This window comes from Paenibacillus amylolyticus (genome assembly GCF_051136285.1).
GTDB classification, from domain to species: Bacteria; Bacillota; Bacilli; order Paenibacillales; family Paenibacillaceae; genus Paenibacillus; species Paenibacillus amylolyticus_F.
Window position 1 is genome coordinate 685,809 of record NZ_CP194938.1, and the last position, 21,470, is coordinate 707,278.

The window sequence follows — 21,470 nt, forward strand, 5'->3', positions numbered from 1 at the left end:
ACGGCAAAAAGCCGCCATATGGCAGCCCTTTGCGATGAACGTTGTATGCAAACCGTTTTTCTTTATTTCAGACGAATCTGGAAAACGTCACCGGCGTTACCGCCAAATACGATAAAACCTTTCTTCGGAAGCTTGGTTGTCTGTTTACCCGTCGCGATGGAGAAATGAAGCACCTGACCTTGATCATCATAAACTGCATAACCGCCGTGCTCAGGAGAATCCACCGTTATCGTCTTTTCAGCAGACTTCCCGCCAATGGCATACCATCGTGCTTGACCGCTCGCTGGAATGCTCGCAATTCCTGATTTCCCACTAAAAATCGGCCGTATAGCCTTTTCCGAGATGTATTGTTGTCCGTTCTGTGTGAGAATTTCAGTATCTTTTTTCATCATTAATTCCAAGTCGAATGCATCTCGGCCGTTCATAACAGGGATCTCCGCAACATTAACGGAATGATTCACATCCCTAATTTGAGTCCCATTCACATAGCCATGCTCTGCGTTGACCTTAACGTTTTTAATCAGCTGTGATGGAACCAGATAGAAGATCGATGTAATTTTTTCGTCCAGTGCAAAATAGTTCAAACCGTTCCGTGCAGCCCACTTCTCTTGGGTAACTGCGTCCAGTTTGTTAGGCTCCAGCTTCTGATAATCAAACGTACTCATGCCCATCTGTCCCAGCCCTGGCAAGCTAAGATATCCTTGGACTTTCACATAGGTCTTGGCGTTGCGTTCCTTCACAAAGCTCACGTTCACACTTCCGTCTTTGCTGGTAAAGTACCCGTCACCTGTATACACATAGGTTTGTTCAGCAACCAGTCCGCCCAGCATAGCTGGTAATGTAAATGCTCCATTCTGAATATCGATTTCCGTAGTAGCACCAACGGTCCCATACAATCCGGAGTAATTTTTCAGCTCAGCAGGCATCTTCGTCTGGACTGGCGCAGAGAAAGTACGATCCGGTTTGATGTTGTCAATGATGCCCTGTTCCTTCAGTACCTCCAGCAACACTTTAGTGGCAAACATCTGGTCAAAAATAGAAGAGCCGCCTGAAGATAACACAGCCATGGAGATGTCGTGCTCCGGGATGGTAATTAAGGAAGCGTGATACATCATCGTATCCCCACCCTTGGTCAGTGCCTTGACACCGTACTCACTGAACGGAGCAAGCTCAACGGCATCCCAGCCAAGTCCGTAGTTAAACGAATTGATTTCATCAGATACCCATATGCCTTTGCGATACTCAGCGCTTTGCATCGCTTTGACTGAAGATTCTGACAGAAGTTCCGGGCGGTTGCCCATCAGTACCTCAGCAAATTTTGTCAACTCCTCAGCCGTCGAATAAATACCGCCGGTACCGATGATGTTTGCATTTTCAACAGGCATCTTAGATTCGAATGTTGGCCAATAGGTCTCAGCCAACCTGTCTCTATTAAATGAATCCAGTGGCGTCTTCGTTGAATTCAGCTGCAGCGGCTTGCTGATAGACTGTTCCACATATTTGCTGTAACTTTGTCCACTCATGCGTTCCACCAAAATCTCCAGCAATTGAAATCCATCATTACAATAAACGGAGTATTCACCAGGCTTAGACTTAAGACGTTCGGACTGGAGTTTGACCAGTAATTCATCCTGATTACGTGTGTCGTTATCATCAAACAGCATACTATTTCCATAATGCGAGCCATATAACCCGGATGAATGATTCATTAACATACGCGGCGTGATTTCTTTATAGCGGGGATCAGCCATTCTGAAATCGGTAATATACGTTGTAAGCGGCTTGTCAAGGTCAACCTGACCCGCATCCACCAGCATCATGACCGCTGATGTCACCACCATTTTGCTTACGGAGCCTATGCCATACATCGTGTCTTTATCCACTGCTTTCTGGCTCGCTTTGTCATGGAATCCTGCACCGTCCGATACAATGACTTTTCCTTTGTCCATAATGGCATATTGCACACTCGTGACACCATAATTTTGAACCAGCATTTCAGCTAATTGTGTGGCTTTTCCTTGGATTGTCTGCTTCTCATTTGCCTGAGCTTTAACACCTGTTACAGGCATAATAACAAGCATGAAGGCACACAAAACGGTGATTATTCTTTTCATTCAGACTTCCTCCTTGTGATGGATATACTTGATTGCATTCATCATATCCGGTAAAGGCGCCGCCTGCGAAAAAGAAACCTGAATGGAAAAAAACAACCCCTGAACGACAATTCAGACGTTGTTTGTGTTGTATGGAAGAACAACCATATTGTTAAACGACCCCTGTCCCTGTTCAATCGTCATATGTCCTCCATATTTGCTGCATATTCTCGATATATTGGTCAGGCCAAAACCATGAAATTCTGAATCCGATTTGTCACTCTTCAGGCCCGCTGCCGGTTGTATCGCATGATTCATCACCTGAATCACCAGAGCTGACGCCGTAGAATGGATAGATACTAACATATAGCGATCTTCGGCAATTCGTACTTTTTTGGATGCCTCAACAGCGTTATCCAGAACATTTCCAAGCACCACACACAGGTCGTACCTTTCAATGCCTACATGCTGGGAGTGCAGGTGAACGCGCGTATCGATCCGAATGCCGTTTGCCTGTCCAACCGTCAACGTATTGGTAACCAGTGCATCAATGACCAGATTACCGCTATTTACACGTTGGTAAGCATGCTCAATGGTGTTCAAGGTTACATGCATATGCTCTGTCGCTGCTGCCAATTCATTACGTTTCACACATTCTTCAATGTATAAGAACTGCTGATTGATATCGTGGATTATACTTTTAATGCTCTTGAAATTGTGTACGGTCTTCTCATAATTGGCATCCTGATAATCCATCTGCCGTTGCAATTGTTCATTCTCATGTGCAAGCTGCGCTTTCTCCACGATATTATCAAATACATATACGATAAATACATTGAGAAAAAGCGAACCCATGACGGAAAAAATATAATAAATATTTTTTTCGCTGTATATCGAAATGAAATTAATCTGGTACACCGTAATCGCAGTTACGATTAAAAATAAAAGATAAGACCGATGGTGCACCCTGAAGCTCCTGCGTTTGGCAATCAGATGAACAATGGGAATGACAACAAACATGATACTGCACCCTAACACTAGTACTTTGGAAAACAACCATATCGCTTCCGAGCCATAGACAGCCTCTTTCAGGTAGTCGATGTCGTCAATTACACTAAAAACATAAACTGAAATGATATTCACTGTCGTTAACAGTGCTGCATACATTACCGTAAACATAATCTTCAGTTTTAATTCTACCCGGTAGGATTGTGCCAGAGTGAAGATATAAATCAATGCAAGAACAGTCGATAGAACAGAAGGTAATCGCGTAGCCAAATAAAAGAAATTCAACAGGATAAACACAACGAAATAAATCGTTCTGCGAGGTTTACGTCTGGACTTGCCCAGCACAGAATCAAAATAATAATTAGCTTGAAAGGTCATGAGCAAGGTCAACAAAATAACGGGCACCAGATGTAGAATATTCATCTACTGAACCCTCATGATCATGTATTTGGTGTAGGTGTCCTTGACTTCTTTGATTTTGGAACGACCTATGGGCAAAGAGGTTCCATCCAGCATCGTGACCTGTGCACCCGTGAACTTGTGTACATGCATTAGATTAATAAGGACGGATCGGTGAATCTGCATAAAACCGTGCTCTTTCAGCGTGGCAGCATAAGCCGATAAAATACCTTTCGTTTCATAAGCGTTATCACTAGTGATAACCTTAAGCTTGTTTTTGACCGTGAGGCTTTTGATGACCTCAATCCATAAAATATCTTCATATTTCAACATCAAATCATCGTAATCCGATTTAATTACAACGTACTTTTTATCCATAGCTAGAAAGTACTGGTGAAGTTTGATCAACTTCTCCTCCAGAACACTTGCCTGAATCGGCTTAATTAAATATTGGAACGTCATGACATCAAAACTTTGGACCATATACTCGGGGTAACTGGTTAGGAACATAATCTGCACATCCATGATCTTCAATTTTCTAATTTCATTTGCCGTCTGTATACCATTCAACCCGCCCATCTCTACATCCAGAATAAGCAGGTGAAACGTCTCTTTCTGATCCGCGTAATGAGCCAAAAGTTGTTCTCCCGAACTAAACATCGTGATATGAAACTCAATATGAGTTTTGAGCGAAAACGCAATTACCATATGCCTCACCAGCTCCCGCTGTTGCCCGTCATCATCACATATAGCTATATGATACATGCCATCCCGCCTTTCCCGAACGCAAGCAATTTTACTTATTATTTTAATATACTATTTTATGACGCTCAGAAGTGCAGGAATGGGTTAAAATGCACTTACAGCACCCTGAAATGCATTCAAATGCAAAAAGAACAACACAGCGATGACTTTGCCTTGTCCTATCCTTCGTTTGTTTATCTATCTTTCAACTTCCAGGGTTGTAAGCACCACTTTACTCCTGAACAGAAAAACGACTGACCAGAAATGGTCAGCCTTGTTATAAGAGGTAATATATGATAGGCATATAAGCGCTTTAACCACAGCTATTCTATAAGAGCAGCCTTGATTAATGCATTGACCCTAGAGTTATAAAGCAATCCGATATGCGATACCAGATTAATGGAAATATTGTTTGCCCCGTCCAGTCGGGATAAGGCAGGTGATACAATCGTATCACTCGTTGAATAGATTGAGGTCACCTTAACGCCGCTTGGTGCTCTGTTCGTTGTCAACCGATTCGCACCACCCAGCGTGATCAGTTTATCCACCTTATCTATGCCTCCACGGTTCAATATGTAATACAGGCTGTTGGCACCGCCCATGCTATGAGCTACGATATGTACTTTGGTATGTCCCGTCTGGCGAAGCACATCATCCACAAATCGACTGATCGCCGCAGAGTTCAACAGCTGATTCCCTGCTTTGCTCGGGAGATCCATGGCAAATAATTCATCACTTGACCATCCTTCACCCCGCAGGTATCTCTCAATTAAAGCAAAATTACTATCCGACCCTGTCAATCCATGAACAAAGACAATAGGTGTCCGCGCAGTGGCAGCAGAAGCGGTCGTACTCTGCCCAATTCCGGGTAAAGCAAAAGCAAAAATCGCACTCATCAAAACAATTAGCAGTAGTCTTAACCTTCTCAATCAGATCATCCTCCTGTGAAATGAGATATCCACATTTTACAATTTATAAAATGCAAATAAAATGGTATTTTAGTCTCATTCAACCAATAAAGTATGATATTCACTGCTTATTTTTTTGTCGAAATACAGGTGCTCTCCTCTTTCAGCTTGCCTCTTCGTACGCCTCGGAGCACTACTATCCCTCTACAATATCCGCATGCAGATGCGACGCTGCTTCCATCATAACCTGAACGATCGCTTCATTCGAAATAGCTACGTACAACTCCCCTATATACAATCGGAATGGGTATTGTTGTCCTTCATGCTCCCACATAAAAAAGTCACCTTCAATGGTCATCGTACTCTCCGCCCCGACGATATTAAGCACTGTGGAGTAGGTAAACTCCGGCTTGGTAGCAAAATACGCTTTGCATTCCTCCAACGAAATACGTTGTTCCGAACTGTTTTGCTGCATGGATCTCGTTATTTTAAAGCGCTGATTCATTTTGTTATGCCTCCAACTTCAAATTATTTATTTTTACTTTATATCATAGAAACGTATTTTCTCATTTCACTCTTGATGTGTCAAAAGATACGTTCAAAACTGGTTTAATACTCAATCCAACTTTCCTAATTTGGCTAGTCCTGAGCGCTCGTCCATGCGGATGTGACTTCATTGAATATGGTATTCTATCTGAATGCGAAGGAGGGACATCCCTTGACCCAATTACTTGATGCCAGAATATCCTTAAATGCGACCACGTTTAATTCTATCGCCATTCCTATTCCTGTCATTAACACACCTACATTATTTGCACAGATCGGGTTACTGACAGCAGGGGCAGGTCCTAATCCCAGAGTTTCTCTCAAAGGAACGATTACTGTAAAACTTCCACTCGCTCTTTTTCGAGTCCGAATTACGATTGTACGTGGCACGGTTGCAACAGATCCTCTCATTTATTCAGCGAATCACACGTATGGTCTGGGCGGATTGCTTGCGCCGGAGGTCATCATGTTTTCTGCAAATGACTATAACCCGCCTGTAACCCCACAGATTACCTATACAGCATTTATCAGCACCAATTTGCTGGGTACTGTCCGGGTAGGTCCTGAAAATTTCGACGGATTTATCGTTTCGGATTAAGTTTTAGATTAAGCTTAGTATGTACTGCCTGTTACTCCATACCTGTAGAACCACAGAGCGGAACAAACAGGCATGGGGTTATCTACGCATAACGTTAATTGCCGAAATAAACATCCAGCTTGCCCGTTGGCAGTGTGGTCGCCATCCACACCGCAGCCAGATTATCCGGGGCATATGTAGCCGCTGTAATATAATCTCCGATTAGAACGGTAGGTACTGGAGAGATACCATCGGGATTAAAGGACGTCGTTGTTAGACGACGGTTGCTGAAAGTCGCTCCTCCATCGAAAGACTCGGCAACAAACACACCGAGCAGAAACCCGTCAATTCGTATCCACAGCAACAACACACATAATATTAGGATTTAATATGTTAACTGCAATGGAAGGTTCAAACTGATGCCCTGCCAAAGCACCGGTAATATTCACAACGGCCATCTCTTCACCTCTTTTCTGTTAAGGGATATTGGTGAATCGATCAATTAACGTCATTTCGGATTGAAGAACGCGCAGTATAGTCTGTCCAGTAGAATCCGTGCCATAGACATGAATAATGGTGCTTGTCGCGCTGAAATAATCACTTTGCACTTCAAAAAAATGCTGCATTAATCAGTGGATAGATGAAAGTCCTTGTTGCTTGCGGCAAGATTTCAACTAAATCATGACCTATCGGAATCCGAGTCAATTGAGTCGTATCCCACCTGAATACTTTCAATTCAACACTGACAGGAGCATTCAGCGAATCATTAATACACGTTACAATCAGCTGCGTAGATTGTGTTGCACCCGCTGTGGGATTGTAGATAAATCCTGTAGAGTTCGGGAAAGAGTCACACCTTTCACACCATATACTCCACTATATTTTCTATCAAGCTTGTGTTATGCCCCTTATACATCTCTCGTATTGGAACAATATGAAAATTTTGTTATGATAGATTTGCCAAATTTTATGCTTTGGTAATCTTACTTCATATATTTAATAGACTTTCAGATTGTATGAAAAAACCACAACGCCTGGAGGTACACCTATTTATGTTCATTCGACGTACTGGAAAAATCACTGTCGCTGCCGTCATGATCCTATCCATGATGAGCAGCTTGCCTGCAACCCAAGCCCATAAACTTGATGCAGCTCCTGCCATCTCTGTGCAACTGGATCATGTGCCCTTAAAGTTTGATGCAGCACCACGAATTGATCAGGGGGTCACTTATGTTCCTTTCCGTACGGTCGGAGAAGCACTCGGCATTGGGATTAGCTGGAACAACAAAACACAGACCATAACCGCGGTGAACACATCCAAAGATAAAACAACAAAAGTGGTGCTTCAGGTGGGGAGCAAGACAGCCACTGTAAATGGTACCCAAATCAAGCTCACTGCTGCACCTGTGCAGCGCGAAGGACGTGTACTCATACCTCTTAGTTCATTCAGCAGTCAGTTCGGCGTCCGTACAGGCTGGGATCAGGCTACACGAACCGTCTCTATGATATCACCTCAGCGTGAGATGCATCTCAGAGCATTCTATGCCATCAAAGCGTACAACGAGATTGATCTCTTACCATCGATGAATTCGGTTGCTTTTGGCTGGAGTCGGATTGATCGGGATGGTCAATTTACACTTGAAGGAAAAGAGTACCAGATTCCAGCTGCCGCTGGCGAAGTGACACCCCAATCGATTGTGGCTGATGCAGCTCGTCAGCAAATCCAGCCAAGCCTGATGGTTTATGCCCTGGATGGAAATGGTGAGTTAACCAAAGTATTGAGTGATAGCAGTTTACGCCAAAAGTCCATTGACGGCATTAAAAACGCCGTTCAGGAGTATGGCTTCGGCGGGGTTGTGCTTGATTTTGAGGGATTGGGATTTAAGCTGGATGCGGTACAGCAGCAGCAATTGCTGAATCAGTATGTGAAACAGCTCAGAGAATCGCTGCCTCAAGAGATTGCCATCTCTCTGGTTGTTCCTCCGCTTAATAGTGCGTACAAGGGATATGAGTACACAACGCTGGCTACGATAGCGGATGATCTTATCATTATGGCCTACCAGTATAATCCGGCAGGAACCAAAGCCCAGGTTGCAGAGCCAAACAGTCTGGTCGATCAGGCTATCACACTCGCGCTCCAAGCGGGTGTGCCTAAGGAAAAGCTGTTACTTGGCATCAGCATCAATAGCGAGACACCTGCATCTGTAGGGGACAAGCTGGGGCTTGCAAAACGCTACGATCTGAAGGGCGCAGCCTTCTGGCGGCTGGGGCTGTTCCGTACGTACAACGCTGAAATGGTATCAGCTGTGCATGCAGCGGTAATCAAGGAATAACAGAGTAACTTGTCTGATGTATGATTGAATAATAAATATGTAATTTCCAAAAAAAAGCACGTTCCCTTAATATAAATAGGAGCGTGCCTTTTTATCTTTTGTTTCTTTTGTTTCTTTTGTTTCTTTTGTTTCTTTTGTTTCTAACTCTCTTATGTTTTCTATTCTGCTCTTCTCTTCACTCTCTTTTTGCCCTCCAACTCTTATTCTGGCTCACCTGCCCTCCTATTTACTTCATCACTTTATCTAAACCACCAAACAAAAGTTTGATGATTACACCCGGCCCCGGCAATCGGGGATCAAACAGCAGGATGATACCAATGATCGCACTCACTGCGCTTACTCCTGCTGATATCATTCGGGCCTTTTTCTCTTCGCTGCGTTTCCATTCTATATAGACGATCGTTACGGCTAGCAATAGAATACCTAGCATGGATGCTACTTTCATTATTCATCACCTTCTGTCCATGAGAACTATATCACCTTGAGCAAAACCGCTACTGCCTGCGCTGACCCTTCAACTCCCATGCTCATCCGGGATTCCCTGAGGCCCGGCAGATTTCCCTGTACGTACAACTCGCGCATGTACCTGTATGTCTACATCGAGATCGGAGTACAACCGCTCCCAATCTGCTTCCTGTTCCTTCCACTGTTTAGGATAATATCTGCGAAACTCCACCCCGAACTTAAACAGATCCGTTCGCATCTCCTGTTGCGTTAAACGTAGTGCTGATTTTGCCATTTCCTTCAGCTGTGATGCCCAGGTCTCCTCCAGTTTTTTCATGACAACAGGATCTGTAAGATCACCATCTGTTGTATTTAACACGACTTCTCCCCGCGTCTGCACATCCACCTTCATACTCCAATGTCCAGCTGAAATGTTCGGCTTCAGAATTGTCTTCACCTCCAGCGGTTGAATGGAATAAGATCCTTTTTCCGGTTCCACATTCACGGGCATGATGATGTTGTTTAACTCATTGGCCAGCGTTAGAATGCCAACAGTTAACGGTTCATGCGCACTCCGAATATATGTGTCGCCCTTATAGAGGCTTAGCCCTTTGATATACGGTGTCGTTATTAATTTATCTTGCCCCTCTTCAGGCGGAAGTGACAACATACGGGATAGAATCACAGACTGGTTAGGTCCTTCAATAGATTGAGCAAGTTCCAGAATGGTTGTCCGTGTACCCAGTTTCATATTGGCCATCTCACGTAATGACTCAGCAGAGCTTCTTTCCAACGGATCGAGCAAGGCGAGAATATTTTTGGCAGGTTCAGGTGTCGAAAAAATGTAGGCATGTTCCCTGATCTGAGGGTATCGGAGGAAAAAATCGATATATTCGCGTATGCCTTTTTTACCGGCGTCTTCACTAATAATAATTACTTCACAGTGCCCCCAAAACATATTCCTCGGCATTTTCCTTTGCAAGCGATTCAGAGCCTCTGCAATGGTATGCCCTTCAGCAGATCTTGTCAGTGTCACTCCGCTAGGACTGCCTCCACTGCCACTGCTGTCTCCTCCTCCCGCTTTGCGGGGTACAAATATCTGTGATGTCAGTTCGACCTGATCATTTTTGTAATCCACTCCGGTTGCCAGTACAATGGCAAGATCATTAATCTCAATGCGATCCCAGCATCCCGTGAGCAATGTACAGCATAACCAGCTCCATAGCAGTGTCCTGCATACTGATATCATTCTGCTTTTCATGAGATCAGGCATTCGTTCGTTTTTTTCGCACATACGCCCACCCCTTCTTCACCCAAGCAATACCGTAGGTAAGCCCCGGAAGTATCAACAATATAGTGATCGTATAAAAGTTGGCAGAAGGACTCACCAAACTGGATAATCCCGACCCGCTTGATGCTATCCAAAACGAAAATATGATACACAGAAAGGAAAGCGAACTCACCAAAGGTTTGTAATCCTTCAGCCCAAACCATTCCGCGGTCGATGTCACGAATATATACAGAAACACCGAGATTTTCACATAAATCCCAAAGATCCAGACGGCAATAATAATCGATTCAATGTGCTGTAAAAAATCCGCAATCGTAATATACCTGGCAGCGATCATCACCGGAAAAACAAATGTGTCCGTCAAATCTCCAATTAAAAATAGACAAACCACATTAATCACGGTCATCACCACCGTTGTTGTCAATAAAGAGCCGAGCAGGACACGCGTAGTTCGTTTTTGGCGATTCACATAGGGCAGCAGAAAGGCAATCACGATATATTCACTGAACCATGCGGCAGGAGCCAGTGCTCCTTTGACAGCAGGTAATGGTCCATTTTCCATAAAAGGAAACAATTCAGCCGGATGCAATTCTCCAATGAGCAGTACAAAGACGAGGCCGAGCATAACCATCACGAGTGTCACAAAAACCTGAGCCGTTCTACCAACCACTTCAATACCAAGTCTGACGTTAATCGCACACACCAAAAGCATTGTGCCCATGATGACAAACATCGGTGTGCGCGGAAGTGCATTGTTCGCAATGAACTCACCATACTCCCTAATAATCAGCCCGGTTAAATGGGGCATAAACAAAAGGTAGACAAGGCCCAGAATTTTGCCGGGAATGCGGCCTGCAATAAGTACGCTGGATTGAATGAGAGATTTCCCAGGGTACATACGACCCAGTCCAAGTGATATACCGATCGTTGCGAGTCCAAAAATAGATCCAATGATGGGGGATAACCACATGTCATGTCCGGCATAATGCATCGTTATTCCAGGTACAGACAAGATGGCTGTTGCAATAACAGCTGGGAAGATCATAAACGCCAGCTGTGTATCGGATATTTTTCCTTGGTCAGTTAACATAAGTCCTCCCCCACCTTTCCATGATTATAAATCTAATTCACTAACGCGGCTTGTTCCAAGGCGCTGGACGCCACCATAAATCCTTCAACCCTTTGGCATTCGTCGGTGCAACTGGAGACAGATACGGCGCCCCAAATGAGCGAAGACTGCTCAAATGAATGACGATCAAAATGATACCCAACATAACCCCGATTAAACCCAGCGTTCCAGCCAAAAGCATAATGGGAAAACGAAGCAATCGTGTCGAAATGCTAGCGGAGTAGCGTGGAATCATAAAGGATGCAATCCCTGTAATCGCAACGATGATAATCATCGGAGCGGAGACGATACCAGCCGTTGTTGCAGCCTGTCCAATAATGAGCGCGCCGACGATGCTGACCGCGGAACCTACCTGTTTGGGCAGGCGAACACCAGCTTCCCGGAGTGCTTCAAAGGCAATTTCCATAATAAGTGCCTCTACAAGTGCGGGAAAAGGAATCTCCTCTCTGGCTCTAGCGATACTGAGTAGTAACACTGTAGGAATCATCTCCTGGTGATAGGTCGTGATCGCGACATAAGCCGAGGGCAGTAGCAGTGACAGAACATAAAATACGTATCGCAGCCAGCGGAGAAATACGCTCATAAACACATATTGATAATAATCTTCAGGTGACTGAAGCATGGAAAATAGGGTTACAGGAGCCACCAGTGTGAACGGTGTTCCATCCACCAGTATCGCAAACCGCCCTTCCATCAGATTGGAGGCCACAACGTCCGGACGTTCAGTAGCAATCATTTGAGGAAAAGGTGAGAATCGCTGATCGATGATATCTTCTTCAATATACTGACTTTCCAGAATGTCGCGGACTCTTAACCGATCCAGTCGCTGCTCTACCTCTTTCACCAAAGAGGCATCTATAATACCCTCTACGTAAGCAAGTGCAATGCTGGTATTGGAGCTTTCTCCAACGGTGCGTGTTCGGAATTTTAGTGCAGGTGTTTTGAGCCGTTTACGAACCAAAGAAAGATTTGTTGTGAGTGACTCGGTGAAGCCATCCCTTGCACCACGAACTGTCGATTCAGCTAGTGGCTCTTCCGTCGAACGATTCGCGGCTTTGTAGAGCGGATACGCAGTTGCTACGTTGGAACCTTCCAGCAATAGCAGTGCTTCTCCTTCCAATATCGCTTCTGCGGCCTGTTTAGACGTTTCCACGGTTTTTACGGAAGACAGAGGAACCTGAGCAGACTCCATGCCAATCTCCTGAACAGGCGCTAACACCTGACGCTCAAGCCGTTCAGTATCACATAAACCCACACAATATACACATAGCGCCGAGGTGAAGCCCGCAGTCTCGAAAGAATGAAATATCACATCAGAACAGTCCGTAAAAACGGCGCGCAATGTTTCTTCATCAATAGCCAGATCCCCTGTTAAGGGCAAGTCCTGATGCGTTTCTTCTTGTTCTTGATCCGATTGATCCTTGCCTTTTTTCTCTTTCTTCTTCTCTTTCTCGTTTGAATCCTGATCCGTATTTTTCTCCGCGTTTTGATCGGTATTCTGTGTTGATTTTTCGCCGTTTTCTTTTTCTTTTTCTTGCTGATCTTGTTCTTGTTCTTTCTGTTCTTCTTTTGTATCCTGTTTCATATTTTGCTCGGTAGACTGATCTGTATCTTGCTTCGAATCCTGTTGTTCTGCGGTGCTTGAATTTGAATTGGTGTCTGTATTATTATTTGTGCTTGAGTTGGTATTTGTACTTGAGTTCGTATTCGTATTTGAGTTTGTGCTTGAGTTGGTATTTGTATTTTGACTGTTTTGACTCATGGGCTCCACCCCCTTTCCTCCGATAAGTCCAAGTATTCTCAGTAAAAGATATCATTTGCTTCCTTCACCAGAAATATGCAGTGCAAACGACGAAAAGAGCCGCTCCGCGAGCGACTCTCTTCTAAGCTAATATTAACTTACACTGTGCAGATTGTGTGCATGTAACTATCCTTTAACAGCACCCAAAGCGACACTTCCGATAATCTGTTTCGAAAATACGGCGAACACAACAATAATTGGCAAAATGGAAATCGCTACTCCCAAATACAACAATCCGTAATCCATACCGTAGTATCCCTGAACTAGTGCCACCAACACGGGCAGCGGATACTTATCAAGGGAGAAAAAGAGTACGAGTGGTGTCAGGAAGTTATTCCATGACCCGATAAAGGTGAAAATCCCCAGAGCTGAGATCGCTGGCCCAAGGATAGGCAGTACAATCTGATTAAATGTTCTGAACTCATTCGCACCGTCCACGCGGGATGATTCAATGATCTCATCTGGAATACTGCTCTCCATAAACTGTTTGATGAAAAATACGTTAAAGGCATTCGCCGCCGCAGGTAAAATAATCGCTGCATAACTGTCCAGCAGGCCAAGCGTACTGAACAGCCGGTATACCCCGATTAGCGCCAGTTGACCCGGAACCATCATCGTCGCGAGCAGAAACAGAAACAATCCCGTGCGTCCTTTGAAGTTAAACTTGGCAAAACCATAGGCCGTTAAAGCACCGATATACAGTGACAGCACTGTAGAGCTGCCAGCGATGAAAAAACTGTTGGCGAAGCCACGCCAAATGTTAATTTTCGAAGCCATATTCACATAATTGTCCACCAGAAATGTACCCGGAAGAAACGTAAAAGTCGAAGCAATCGACGCATTGTTATGTGTGGAATAAATCAGCATCAGGTAAAACGGAATCACACACAAGACAGCGAGGGCGATCAGAAACAGATAAATGAGGATTTTCCCCAATGTCAGCCGCTGACGAAGCGCATGATGCTGAACTACGGCCTCTCGTTGCGCGGCAACCTTAGCAGTTTGCATACAATCTCTCCCTCCCTATGAACGGCTCTTCCGTTTGGTCATGATGAAGGATGCAACCGATAACAGAATGATAATGACGAACAGACAAAATGCAATGGCAGCTCCATAACCAAAACGTGTACTCTGGAACGCCACATTATAGAGGTACATAATGCTGGTCATTGCCGCGCGGTCCGGACCGCCATTACCATTCGTCAAGGTAAACGGCTGATCGAAAATCTGAATGCCACCAATGATCGATGTAATGATCTGGAACAGAATAATCGGTTTAAGCATCGGCACGACGATATGCATGAAGATATGTTTTTTCTTGGCTCCATCAATCTGGGCGGCTTCCTGCAACGCCGGGTCAATCCCCTGCAGACCGGCCAGATAGATGACCATCGAGTAGCCGAAATACTGAAAAAACAGGATCGACGACACGATTAGCCTCATAAACCAAGGGTCATTTTTCCAATTGATCGGATCTTGAATCAAACCTACTTGCATAAGGAAATGATTTAGTCCGCCTGACTGCCAATCAAAAATCAGACTGACAAGCAAACCGAGCGAAGCCGCGGTGACGATGTTGGGGAAAAAGTACACGGCCCGGAAAATATCCCGACCCTTTAACAACTTATCGTTTAAAATAAATGCCAGCACGAGGGATACCGTCAATTGCGGTACTACCGACACCCCCCAAATAAAGAGCGTATTAAATAACGTTTTGTAGAAAAGCGGGTCCTGAAGCACGGCGACATAGTTACCGATCCCGACGAACTCAGGCGTGGTGATTCCGTCGAAGTTCGTGAAACTGATATATAACGAGTACAGAATCGGATACAGCCCAAAGATGGCAAACACAATAAAAAAAGGAGCAATAAAGTAGTACCCGTAATGGTCTTTGCGAATTGTTTTGGCAAACATACGCTGTCCCCCAATCATTAATTGACCTAAAGCGAACTACGATGGTTACACAAGCACTCCGATGACAGAAGAGTCTTTCAATCGCTGTTATCCCCGGATTTTTTTGATTCCTTTACTAAAATGGAAAATCCGGTTATAAAGGCGACCGCTTCGCTTTTCCAGCTTTCTTCTGTCCTCTCCGTTATTTGTGTAAACGCTTAGCTAACTTCATAGGTTCTGGAGTAGTAAACTTACTCTACCTCTAGTTCCGGGAACCTTAAGCGTACATCGCGCTTGATGCGTTTGATCACGTCCTCCTTGGTCTGGATATCACCATTCAGATACAGCTGCAGCAGATTTCGATAGATATCAGTGTTGATAATGCCGTCATATTTGGTTCGCTCATACACCGGAACTTGCTTGGCGGCCTCCGAGAAAAATTCAAAATGTTTTTGTCCACCTAGGTAGGCCGAGGTGAGCGAGTCCGCAAGCTGGTCATTCACAACCATGTTACTCGTAAAGTAATCCTGCTCTTTGGCAAGCCCCTTCAAAAATTCATGGTCAAAGTTGTAAAATTGAATGAATTTCCAGGCGGCATCCTTCTGGTCACTCTTGTTATACATCGCAATGTAAGTCCCTCCTGAACTGAAGGACGAAGGCCCGTGTGCCAGCCCCCATAAGCCTTCGGTATCGGGTGCATTGGCTTTAAACGTAAACTGAAGTCCCCAAGTCGCTGCCGGGTAGAACATGACCTCTCCTTTTTGCATCGAGGCTGCATAACCTGCGCTTCCATCCTCATACTCAGCAAGTACACGCCGTTCCCGTGCCTCACGTACCAGATCAAGCACCTTCAAGTATGTGGGATCAATGACCAGCTTCCCTTCCTTCACCCAAGGAATGCCATCGTAGGAGTTGGCTATCCCGTTCCAGTTCGCCAGTGCATGCACCTTGTTGCCACTTTGTTCTTGTACTTTTTCTCCGATAGCAAAAATCTTTTCCCATGTATCAATCTGAGCGCTGACTTTCTCTGGATCGTCGGTACCCAAATATTCTTTCGCCAGATCACGGCGATAATAGATGCCACCAGGCGTGCCTTGATATCCAATCGCCCTGACGTTTCCCTCACTATCCTGCTCATTAGCCTGCACAAAAGGGTACTGCTCCTTAATTAACTCGTTTGCGTTGTATGGTGCAGCTGACAAGTTTTCCAAATAAGGTACATCAATGAGTTCCCGAATATTTCCATTCTCAATCATAAACACATCGGGTGCTTTGGAACTGGTCTGAAGTGCTGATTTGAGCTTGGTCAGGTAAAAGTTGCCTGGAATATTAACGAAATTCACTTTGATATCTGGATACTTCTCTTCGAATTTCTCAATGGCGTAGCCTGCTTCATCTGTGAAACTCCAGACCGTGATCTCCTGTTGCTTGGAACCATTGGACGTTCCTGTCTGGCAACCTGTTAACAGCATGATTGTGCCTGCAAGCACCATGACTGGTACAGCACATCGCTTGAACCATTTCTTCATAAAGTACCCTCCCTAAAAAGGAAACGCTTACATTTTATTTGAGTATAAGAATTTGAGCGGTAGCTTTCTCTACAAATATTGTCAATCATCCTTGATATTTTGTGATATTGGAACGATGACGTTTGCGAAATTCGGACGGCGTGCAGTTATTATATTTTTTAAACAGACGATTATAAGAATTCACATTGTTAAATCCATGGCTGATCGCAATCTCCAAAATGGATTCCTGACGAAACAAAAGCGCCCACTCCGACTTAATAATGCGAAAATGATTTAAATATTCCATTAGCGTTATTCCCTTGATCTCTTTGAATAGTTTGCAGATATGGAATTTACTGAACTTCATGTGTTCCGCCACCTGTTCCAGCTTAATCGGTTCGGCGTAGTGTTCTTCCAGGTACTCGCAGACCGCTTCAAGAAACTCGAACTTTTTGGAAGACACACAAGGCCAGCATGATGACGTAGCCTTATGTGGAGCCGGTGGCGCAGTACGCAGTAGCAGGACGATCAGATCATATAACCGAGATACCATAAGCCAGCGGTAACCGGGTTTCTGATTTTTTATCTCCGTTGCAATTGCATCAATATAAGGACTCGGGTGGAACTGACTGTTGCACGGAATGATGGACGTTTGATTAAAAAGTGTCCCTAGCTCCTGCATCTCCGCTTCACTCGTGAAGCTCCCGGTTAACAATTCAAGCCGAAACAACAGAATCGTCAGCCGTCCGGTGCCTGGCATAAAATAATGCACATCCCCCGGCTTGATCAGAATCGTATCTCCTTGGTTCAGTTCGAACATTTGCTCATTTACACCAATTCGCGCATGCTTTCCACTCACAACGACAAGTTCCACTTCATCATGCCAATGTGCGGCGTAATTGAATTCTGCTCCTGTATAAATTAACCGAATGGGAAACCCGTCGGCCATGTGACCTGTTTCCAGAAAAGTAGGTACGCCCATGCCATTTGCCTCCTCTTTTTTCCATACACATCTGCCTCATGTTTCTATACTTATGCCTGAATGTACTTCCCCGTTTCTCATATTCTATCTAAAATAGGACCAAACATCCAAATTTTCCGATCTCAACGGTTAGGGAGATTGAACATAAGCATGTTAATATATGCTAAGGAAATTCAAAGAAATCGGAGTGGTCAAACATGAAATTCAGCGATTTTAAAATAGGACAGCGTTATGAAACCGAGTCGGTTCACTTAACGAAGGAGGACATCATTCGTTTTGCCGAACTTTACGATCCGCAATATATGCATCTGGATGAGGACAAAGCGAAAAAAGGACGCTTTGGAGGTCTGATTGCATCGGGCATGCAGACCCTGAACGTCACGTTCCATCTATGGATCGATGTTGGCGTGTATGGTGAGCATATTATCGCTGGAACAAGTATGAACCAGATTCAATTTTTGAAACCTGTCTATCCAGGGGATGAACTTCACGTTACCGCTGAAGTCACCGAACTTCGTCCGAGACGAACCGGGAATGGCACGGTGACGGTGCTGCTCAGTACTTTTAACCAAAAAGGTCAGAATGTATTTCGGGCGGAGCTGAGTGCGCTGGTGGATAATTAAAAGGGGAGGCTCATTATGTATTGTCGTAATAACTGAGAAGAAAAATTACCGACATGGTTTCTTGTTGGTTAACTACAAAAATAATAAAAAAATGAGTCGTCTACTCAGTGGAATGTTTGTACCCTACAAACAACCGAATAGTGACGACTCCCTGGACAAGCCTATAACAATCCCTTCTATCCTTAAATCGAACCCCATATCAGGAAAAATTGCCCTAAGCAGTTGGCAAGACTATTCGCTTATTTCAGCTTAGATCATCCATAGTAATTCCCTTTAAAAGCAACTTAATCGCTTTGACATGCAGAGCTGCATATTCGTCCCCGCTTAAATTTGGCATGGTTAGGCAGAGCTGTGTCGCTCCAGCCAATGTTGACATGACTCCAAAGCTCAATGTTTCGATGTCTTCATTAATAAAAATGCCTTGGTTAATCCCCGTCTTTAACACCTGCCTAATTGCAGAATAGGCTACTTCGGTGATCTCCTTTAATGTAGTCAATGACTCGGATTCGCTAGAAAGTGTTCTGGAATATTCTCCAAGTGCGTGGATTAATGGATTCTCACAGTCTCTTCCGAATAAATCAGCCATTTCAAGCAACTGTTCGCTGGGAGACGAAGATTGCTCCATCAAATAAAGCCATTTTTGTGACATTTGTTCGGTATGCTGAGTAAGCAGTTGGAGAAATAATACCTCTTTGTTTTTGAAGTGGTGGTATAAGTTTCCTTTGCTCATCTGTGTCAACGCACATAAGTCATCCATAGTAGCTCGATCATAGCCTTTTTCAATAAATAACTGTTTAGCATGGTTTAAAATAATCGTTTTAGCTTCTTCTGCTGGCAATCGTCTTCTGGTCATAAGCTCCTCCCGGAACCTTATGAACGGTTCCTTTTATGCTTGAATACTTGAAAAGCAACATATGAGATAACGATAACAAAAATCCCAAAGAATGCAAATGGCATATCTAATGTGTGGCGGTATACAATATTTTGCAAACCCATGTTTTCCAAAGTCGATGTTCCATATCCCCATATGGATGTATTAAAAATATTCGTAGCAAAATGAATACCGATGGGAGCAGCCAGACCATTCGTGTGGCAAGCTACAGTTCCCAAAAAGAGCGCTACCAGCAAATAATACAGGGGTCCAAAAATCCCGTAATGCAGCATTTCGGGGTTAAAACCATGAAGAAGAGTAAAGATTAGCGAAGTAACCAAGATAGACCAGAATACACCACCTCTTAATGATCTGAACATACGGTACATATAACCTCTAAATAAAATCTCTTCAGCAGCACTTTGAAACAAAATCAAAGGAGCAGTAACTATGAGTACCCCTAACCACGGAAGTGGATCAAAATTAAGCGTAAAAGCTTGAGGATGCATGGCGATATCGACAAATACATACAGGATAAGCGCAGTGAAGTACCATACAAAATAAATAGCAAACTTGCGGAAATCAGGTCTTTTACCTTCAAACAAAAATATTCTAAAAGGGATTTTAAAGAAATACCTGGTTATCATGTAGACGCCGAGAATTAGGAAAGAAAAAGACAAATAAAGTGTGATCAATTGGGGTAATCCAGAACGAGTAGCGGGAATCAGAATGTGAAGTAGATTGAACCATAATAAAGTACCGCCTTGCCAAATTATAAAAATAAGTAAGAAGCCTGCTGCGGATTTTAAACCCAATGGTATTGGCGGCTGAAGGCCATAATTTCTTTCCATGACACACATCCATCTCTTATTGTATTTACCGACTACATAGTCGGTAAATACAATATATACATCCAAATCATTTCTGTCAACGATATTTACTGGCTAAAATGATCACACAAAAAGCCGCCCGAGGGCGGCTTTTTGTGTGATCATTCAATGGTTTTACGAAAACGAGTTTCTTAACACATGTCCAAGGATCTCCACACCTTTGGCAATTTGTTCATCAGATGGTGTCGAGAAATTCAATCGAATTGCATTGCAAGGATCTTGCTCATTAACAAGGAACGCATTCCCTGGTACAACAGCTACACCTTGGGCAGCCGCCGTTTTGGCATAATCCACCATCGGAATATGAGCAGGCAGATCACACCAGAGGAACAGTCCGCCATCCGGACGGGTATAGTTCACAGCGTCACCCAGATGCTCCTGCAGCTTGTCCATCATTAATGTAGCCTTTCTCCGATAGACTTGGCGAATGTGGTTAATATGTCCGGCATAATCATACTCGGTCATGAAACGATGAGCCAAAATCTGCGGAAGCATCGCAGTATGTACATCTTCTCCCTGCTTGGCTACAACCATCTTCTCCACAACTTCATACGGAGCCTGTACAAAGCCAACCCGAAGTCCGGCCGACAAAATTTTGGAGAACGAGCCTACATAGATCACCAAGCCATCCTCGTCCATCGATTTAATGGTTGGCACGTCCTCGCCATTGAATCGAAGCTCCCCGTACGGATTATCTTCCAAAATCATCACGCCATATTTTTTCGCCAATGCATAGATCGCTTTGCGTTTTTCCAGACTCGTCGTCACCCCTGTTGGGTTCTGAAAGCTTGGAATGACATAGATCATTTTCACATTCGGCTCATTTTGTAGCGCTTGTTCTAACTTATCCATATCCATGCCATCCATTTCCATCGGAACACCCGCAAGTTTTGCACCGGAAGCACGGAAGGAATTCAAGGAGCCGATAAAGCTGGGACTTTCACAAATAATCGTATCGCCTTCATTACATAGGACTTTACATGCAAGCTCAATCCCTTGTTGTGCTCCAGACACGATGAAGAGCTGGTCAGATGGCTTGCCTGTATTAAAATTCTGACCCAAATGCTGCTGTAGTGCTTCGCGCAACGGTACATAACCTTCCGTGATACCATATTGCAGCGCTGTAACCGGGTCTTGTTCCAGAATCGATTGAGTGAAGGTACGAATCGCTTCAATGGGGAACGTCTCCGGTGCGGGATTGCCCGCGGAGAATGGAATTACGTTTTGACCTGAAGAAGCTTTTAAAATTTCACGAATAATGGACGGCTGCAAAGATGCAATCCGGTTGGAAAAGGTATAATTCATCTTCAATAACATCCTCTCGGCATCTGATCTGACTTCTGTCTCGAATGATACATTAGACTCTATTATACGAGCATTTCTCGATTTGCCAAAGCGTCCGCCGCCAAGTTACATGTTAATTATTCTAA

Annotated in this window: 21 protein-coding genes; 3 read left to right on the forward strand and 18 right to left on the reverse strand. The window is 44.2% G+C overall.

Annotated features, from left to right (window positions below):
* Positions 1–62 precede the first annotated feature (62 nt).
* The 5 genes from ACR8BL_RS03065 to ACR8BL_RS03085 form a co-directional block, all read right to left on the reverse strand.
* Positions 63–2,114 (reverse strand): serine hydrolase domain-containing protein, encoded by a 2,052-nt coding sequence (locus ACR8BL_RS03065; protein ID WP_434751250.1) that lies wholly within the window; start codon positions 2,112–2,114, stop codon positions 63–65.
* Between the two features lie 111 nt (positions 2,115–2,225).
* Positions 2,226–3,524: a GHKL domain-containing protein gene (locus ACR8BL_RS03070; RefSeq protein ID WP_434751251.1), complete on the reverse strand. Its 1,299-nt coding sequence runs from the start codon at positions 3,522–3,524 to the stop codon at positions 2,226–2,228.
* Positions 3,525–4,265 (reverse strand): LytR/AlgR family response regulator transcription factor, encoded by a 741-nt coding sequence (locus tag ACR8BL_RS03075; RefSeq protein ID WP_434751252.1) that lies wholly within the window; start codon positions 4,263–4,265, stop codon positions 3,525–3,527.
* Between the two features lie 302 nt (positions 4,266–4,567).
* A complete protein-coding gene (locus tag ACR8BL_RS03080) occupies positions 4,568–5,140 on the reverse strand; it encodes an esterase/lipase family protein (protein ID WP_434752996.1) in 573 nt (190 codons plus the stop codon).
* Positions 5,141–5,348: 208 nt separating this feature from the next.
* Positions 5,349–5,657 (reverse strand): hypothetical protein, encoded by a 309-nt coding sequence (locus ACR8BL_RS03085; RefSeq protein WP_434751253.1) that lies wholly within the window; start codon positions 5,655–5,657, stop codon positions 5,349–5,351.
* 213 nt (positions 5,658–5,870) lie between these two features.
* Here ACR8BL_RS03085 and ACR8BL_RS03090 point away from each other — a divergent pair, with 213 nt between their 5' ends.
* Entirely contained in the window at positions 5,871–6,296 is a 426-nt protein-coding gene (locus ACR8BL_RS03090) for a hypothetical protein (RefSeq protein WP_434751254.1), read from the forward strand.
* A gap of 94 nt (positions 6,297–6,390) precedes the next feature.
* Here ACR8BL_RS03090 and ACR8BL_RS03095 read toward each other — a convergent pair whose 3' ends face one another.
* The gene (locus ACR8BL_RS03095; protein ID WP_434751255.1) at positions 6,391–6,642 is read right to left on the reverse strand and encodes a hypothetical protein; all 252 of its coding nucleotides are present in this window, start codon (positions 6,640–6,642) and stop codon (positions 6,391–6,393) included.
* Positions 6,643–6,751: 109 nt separating this feature from the next.
* Positions 6,752–6,901, reverse strand: coding sequence for a hypothetical protein (locus ACR8BL_RS03100; protein ID WP_434751256.1), 150 nt, complete (start codon positions 6,899–6,901; stop codon positions 6,752–6,754).
* Positions 6,902–7,327: 426 nt separating this feature from the next.
* Here ACR8BL_RS03100 and ACR8BL_RS03105 point away from each other — a divergent pair, with 426 nt between their 5' ends.
* Positions 7,328–8,608: a stalk domain-containing protein gene (locus ACR8BL_RS03105; protein ID WP_434751257.1), complete on the forward strand. Its 1,281-nt coding sequence runs from the start codon at positions 7,328–7,330 to the stop codon at positions 8,606–8,608.
* A 226-nt stretch (positions 8,609–8,834) separates the two neighbouring features.
* On the opposite strand, the gene ACR8BL_RS03110 is transcribed toward ACR8BL_RS03105, so the two are convergent.
* From ACR8BL_RS03110 to ACR8BL_RS03145, 8 genes are all read right to left on the reverse strand, one after another.
* A complete protein-coding gene (locus ACR8BL_RS03110; protein WP_434751258.1) occupies positions 8,835–9,053 on the reverse strand; it encodes a hypothetical protein in 219 nt (72 codons plus the stop codon).
* 69 nt (positions 9,054–9,122) lie between these two features.
* Complete coding sequence (locus tag ACR8BL_RS03115) at positions 9,123–10,346, reverse strand: Ger(x)C family spore germination protein (RefSeq protein ID WP_434751259.1); 1,224 nt, start codon at positions 10,344–10,346, stop codon at positions 9,123–9,125.
* The gene (locus tag ACR8BL_RS03120; protein ID WP_434751260.1) at positions 10,318–11,433 is read right to left on the reverse strand and encodes a GerAB/ArcD/ProY family transporter; all 1,116 of its coding nucleotides are present in this window, start codon (positions 11,431–11,433) and stop codon (positions 10,318–10,320) included. Before ACR8BL_RS03120 ends, ACR8BL_RS03115 begins: the two co-directional genes overlap by 29 nt.
* Positions 11,434–11,473: 40 nt before the next feature.
* Positions 11,474–13,234, reverse strand: a complete 1,761-nt coding sequence (locus ACR8BL_RS03125; RefSeq protein WP_434751261.1) for a spore germination protein — start codon at positions 13,232–13,234, stop codon at positions 11,474–11,476.
* 165 nt (positions 13,235–13,399) lie between these two features.
* The gene (locus ACR8BL_RS03130; RefSeq protein ID WP_434751262.1) at positions 13,400–14,281 is read right to left on the reverse strand and encodes a carbohydrate ABC transporter permease; all 882 of its coding nucleotides are present in this window, start codon (positions 14,279–14,281) and stop codon (positions 13,400–13,402) included.
* A 15-nt stretch (positions 14,282–14,296) separates the two neighbouring features.
* Positions 14,297–15,187 carry a carbohydrate ABC transporter permease gene (locus ACR8BL_RS03135; RefSeq protein ID WP_434751263.1) on the reverse strand — a complete coding sequence of 297 codons (891 nt, stop codon included), beginning with the start codon at positions 15,185–15,187 and terminating at the stop codon, positions 14,297–14,299.
* 230 nt (positions 15,188–15,417) lie between these two features.
* On the reverse strand, positions 15,418–16,695 hold the full coding sequence (locus ACR8BL_RS03140; RefSeq protein ID WP_434751264.1) for an ABC transporter substrate-binding protein: 1,278 nt from the start codon (positions 16,693–16,695) through the stop codon (positions 15,418–15,420).
* An 85-nt stretch (positions 16,696–16,780) separates the two neighbouring features.
* Positions 16,781–17,656: an AraC family transcriptional regulator gene (locus ACR8BL_RS03145; RefSeq protein ID WP_434751265.1), complete on the reverse strand. Its 876-nt coding sequence runs from the start codon at positions 17,654–17,656 to the stop codon at positions 16,781–16,783.
* Between the two features lie 197 nt (positions 17,657–17,853).
* Here ACR8BL_RS03145 and ACR8BL_RS03150 point away from each other — a divergent pair, with 197 nt between their 5' ends.
* Positions 17,854–18,279 (forward strand): MaoC family dehydratase, encoded by a 426-nt coding sequence (locus ACR8BL_RS03150; protein ID WP_434756547.1) that lies wholly within the window; start codon positions 17,854–17,856, stop codon positions 18,277–18,279.
* 244 nt (positions 18,280–18,523) lie between these two features.
* On the opposite strand, the gene ACR8BL_RS03155 is transcribed toward ACR8BL_RS03150, so the two are convergent.
* The 3 genes from ACR8BL_RS03155 to ACR8BL_RS03165 all read right to left on the reverse strand — a co-directional run bounded on the left by ACR8BL_RS03155 (position 18,524) and on the right by ACR8BL_RS03165 (position 21,345).
* Positions 18,524–19,132 carry a TetR/AcrR family transcriptional regulator gene (locus tag ACR8BL_RS03155; protein WP_434751267.1) on the reverse strand — a complete coding sequence of 203 codons (609 nt, stop codon included), beginning with the start codon at positions 19,130–19,132 and terminating at the stop codon, positions 18,524–18,526.
* Positions 19,133–19,149: 17 nt separating this feature from the next.
* Positions 19,150–20,001, reverse strand: a complete 852-nt coding sequence (locus ACR8BL_RS03160) for a lysostaphin resistance A-like protein (protein WP_434751268.1) — start codon at positions 19,999–20,001, stop codon at positions 19,150–19,152.
* Between the two features lie 153 nt (positions 20,002–20,154).
* A complete protein-coding gene (locus ACR8BL_RS03165; protein WP_434751269.1) occupies positions 20,155–21,345 on the reverse strand; it encodes a PLP-dependent aminotransferase family protein in 1,191 nt (396 codons plus the stop codon).
* Positions 21,346–21,470: the final 125 nt, after the last annotated feature.

What these genes read in the sequence shown, in the direction of transcription:
- ACR8BL_RS03065 (WP_434751250.1), bottom strand. Translation starts at nt 2,114, where the DNA reads ATGAAAAGAATAATCACCGTTTTGTGTGCCTTCATGCTTGTTATTATG.
- ACR8BL_RS03070 (WP_434751251.1), bottom strand. Translation starts at nt 3,524, where the DNA reads ATGAATATTCTACATCTGGTGCCCGTTATTTTGTTGACCTTGCTCATG.
- ACR8BL_RS03075 (WP_434751252.1), bottom strand. Translation starts at nt 4,265, where the DNA reads ATGTATCATATAGCTATATGTGATGATGACGGGCAACAGCGGGAGCTG.
- ACR8BL_RS03080 (WP_434752996.1), bottom strand. Translation starts at nt 5,140, where the DNA reads ATGAGTGCGATTTTTGCTTTTGCTTTACCCGGAATTGGGCAGAGTACG.
- ACR8BL_RS03085 (WP_434751253.1), bottom strand. Translation starts at nt 5,657, where the DNA reads ATGAATCAGCGCTTTAAAATAACGAGATCCATGCAGCAAAACAGTTCG.
- ACR8BL_RS03100 (WP_434751256.1), bottom strand. Translation starts at nt 6,901, where the DNA reads ATGCAGCATTTTTTTGAAGTGCAAAGTGATTATTTCAGCGCGACAAGC.
- ACR8BL_RS03105 (WP_434751257.1), top strand. Translation starts at nt 7,328, where the DNA reads ATGTTCATTCGACGTACTGGAAAAATCACTGTCGCTGCCGTCATGATC.
- ACR8BL_RS03110 (WP_434751258.1), bottom strand. Translation starts at nt 9,053, where the DNA reads ATGAAAGTAGCATCCATGCTAGGTATTCTATTGCTAGCCGTAACGATC.
- ACR8BL_RS03115 (WP_434751259.1), bottom strand. Translation starts at nt 10,346, where the DNA reads ATGTGCGAAAAAAACGAACGAATGCCTGATCTCATGAAAAGCAGAATG.
- ACR8BL_RS03120 (WP_434751260.1), bottom strand. Translation starts at nt 11,433, where the DNA reads ATGTTAACTGACCAAGGAAAAATATCCGATACACAGCTGGCGTTTATG.
- ACR8BL_RS03125 (WP_434751261.1), bottom strand. Translation starts at nt 13,234, where the DNA reads ATGAGTCAAAACAGTCAAAATACAAATACCAACTCAAGCACAAACTCA.
- ACR8BL_RS03130 (WP_434751262.1), bottom strand. Translation starts at nt 14,281, where the DNA reads ATGCAAACTGCTAAGGTTGCCGCGCAACGAGAGGCCGTAGTTCAGCAT.
- ACR8BL_RS03135 (WP_434751263.1), bottom strand. Translation starts at nt 15,187, where the DNA reads ATGTTTGCCAAAACAATTCGCAAAGACCATTACGGGTACTACTTTATT.
- ACR8BL_RS03140 (WP_434751264.1), bottom strand. Translation starts at nt 16,695, where the DNA reads ATGAAGAAATGGTTCAAGCGATGTGCTGTACCAGTCATGGTGCTTGCA.
- ACR8BL_RS03145 (WP_434751265.1), bottom strand. Translation starts at nt 17,656, where the DNA reads ATGGGCGTACCTACTTTTCTGGAAACAGGTCACATGGCCGACGGGTTT.
- ACR8BL_RS03150 (WP_434756547.1), top strand. Translation starts at nt 17,854, where the DNA reads ATGAAATTCAGCGATTTTAAAATAGGACAGCGTTATGAAACCGAGTCG.
- ACR8BL_RS03155 (WP_434751267.1), bottom strand. Translation starts at nt 19,132, where the DNA reads ATGACCAGAAGACGATTGCCAGCAGAAGAAGCTAAAACGATTATTTTA.
- ACR8BL_RS03160 (WP_434751268.1), bottom strand. Translation starts at nt 20,001, where the DNA reads ATGGAAAGAAATTATGGCCTTCAGCCGCCAATACCATTGGGTTTAAAA.
- ACR8BL_RS03165 (WP_434751269.1), bottom strand. Translation starts at nt 21,345, where the DNA reads ATGAATTATACCTTTTCCAACCGGATTGCATCTTTGCAGCCGTCCATT.